This is a genomic window from Brumimicrobium mesophilum (assembly GCF_003025005.1).
Taxonomy (GTDB): domain Bacteria; phylum Bacteroidota; class Bacteroidia; order Flavobacteriales_D; family Crocinitomicaceae; genus Brumimicrobium; species Brumimicrobium mesophilum.
Genome location: NZ_PVSS01000035.1, coordinates 1 through 2,447 on the forward strand (window position 1 = coordinate 1; position 2,447 = coordinate 2,447).

At 34.9% G+C, this 2,447-nt stretch carries 1 pseudogene; it reads left to right on the plus strand.

Features of this window, described 5'->3' with window-relative positions:
• Positions 1-295 precede the first annotated feature (295 nt).
• Positions 296-2,447 (plus strand): annotated as a pseudogene (locus tag C6368_RS16860) (hypothetical protein); the annotation flags it as partial.

The following is a 2,447-nucleotide window of genomic DNA, read 5'->3' on the forward strand; positions in this document are numbered from 1 at the left end:
GGGAACAGTAGTTTTGATGAGATAACTTATTGATTTTAGATGAATAGACCTAAATTATTATGTGGTTTTTGAATTTGAATTTTGATGAATTTTAGGTAAATTCTCTATTTGTTGATTAATTTGAGTGCATTTTTTTACAATTCGATGAATCTATGAATAGCTTGTTTTTAGTTAGAAATTGGTTGTTTTGAGATCTGTAGGTCACTTGTAGTCTTTATTTAAATTGAGGAAAAGACAATATTTATGTAACTTTATGGCTTTCTAGAAGAAAAAAACGCAATTATTTATTGAATTTATGTTTAAATTACTTTGGTTATCATTACTATTTTGCACCTCATTTTTAACTGCTCAAATTTCGCCAGGAGGTGTTGGCACTGCCAATCTTACAGCTTGGTTTCGAGCAGATGATTTGGCTGTAGGAGATGTAACCGCTTGGTCGACTCAATTCCCTATCGGAGCAGGAAATATAACTGTTACAGATGGACAAGCGCCTTATCCACAATTGGAATTAACACCAACAGGAGCTGTTTCTAATTATAATCGAACAATTGAATTTAGTGGAAACAGTTATACAGGTAACAATTTAGCAACAGTTCAAGGATTAGGAATTACCAACCCTCCGACTTTATTAACTAATATGAACACAGCTGATCAAGGTTCATATTTTTGTTCTTATTATTTGCCTACACCAATTGCAGGAAATGGACATTTAACACTTTATAATAGTGGGAGCACTGGAATTCAGAGTAGAAATTTAGGCGCTAATGGCAGATTAGCCCTCGGTTTGGCCTCATTTAATTCACCAAATGCATCAAGAGATTATCCTGAAATAAATGTACCTGGAATAATTTCATACAAAGGAAATAGATCTAATGCAACAAGTATGAAGGCATATAACAAAGCCAACCTACTTAATCCTGGTACAGCATCCCAATCCTCTGGGCCGAATGGATTATATTTTGGATATCATCCAACAATAGGTACATCTGCTTATAATGGTTTTTTGCATGAAGTTATATTTTTTGATAGGGACCTAACAGATCTTGAAATGAATAAAGTCCATACTTATTTAGCGATTAAATATGGAGTTACTTTAATTAATGTTGGTGGTGGAATAAATGGTGATTATACCTCAACAGATGGAACAATAATTTGGGATGCAAGTATTACACCTGGATATCATAACGATGTAATTGGAATTGGACGTGACGATATTCAAGATTTATATCAAAGACAGTCTCATAGTTTTGACGATAGTGTAAGAATTTATATTGATGATTTATCTGCTGCCAATGAAGATAATGTTGGTGTAATTAATACGGATATCTCTTATGTTACTTTAGGACATAACGCGGGTTTTCTCTGTGGTACTGCTGCAGGTAACGCCGAAACTGTTGCGCCTGTAACGTCAAGATTGGAAAGAGAATTCAAGATAACAAATACTGATTTCAATCAGGACTTTAATATTGATATCACAATAGATACATGTTCTTCAATCGCTGGAATTAATACTGGAGATATGAGACTTTTGGTTGATACCGATGGAGATTTTTCGAATGCCACTGCGTATCAAGAAGGTGGAGGGTTATCCTTTAACATTAATGGATCTACATTAGAAATAACTGGGATTTCAACTGCTCTTGTACCAATAAATGATACAAGATATATTACCATTGGATATATTGATGAAAGTTTTACGGTTTCTGACTCAAGTGGGGCAATTTGTTTTGGTGATGAAGGTTGGATTATTTTTGATTTGTTAAATAGTGCTGGACCAATTGACATTCAATATTCAGATGGTGTGACTACTAATACATTGACTAACGTTCAAACGGGTGATACATTATTTTGGACGCCGACCGTTACAACAACTTATAGCTTTTCAACAAATTCTGGACTTCTTAATTGTTGTAGCATTGGGTTGGGACAGCCATTTACGCAAGTGGTGAATCCATTACCAATAATAACATTGAACGCTTTTGATGATACAGTTTGTGTGGGAGAAACTATTACTTTAACTGCAAATGGTGCAGATACTTATCTTTGGGATAATGGGGTGCAAAATGGCGTTCCTTTCCAAGTAAATGCAACAACAACCTATGAGGTTTTAGGAACTTCAGCGGAAGGGTGTGAAAGTACTTTAGATACAATTGTCGAAGCTATTGTAGCTCCTACCATCACTTTAAACCCTACTATTAACGAAGTTTGTGATACGGATTTAACTACAGATTTATTCAATTATTTAGATCCTGCTGATGACAATTCAGGAACATGGTATGACCAAAATGGAGTTGTGATTGTAGGTGGTCAATTAGATGTTAGTCAATTGGCGGGAGTTAATACTTATACTTATGAGCTTACTAGCGTTCATTGTCCTTCTGTGACGGCACCTTTCATGGTAGATGTTAAGGTGTTTTTAGATGCCGGAGCAGATATGAATGAACATT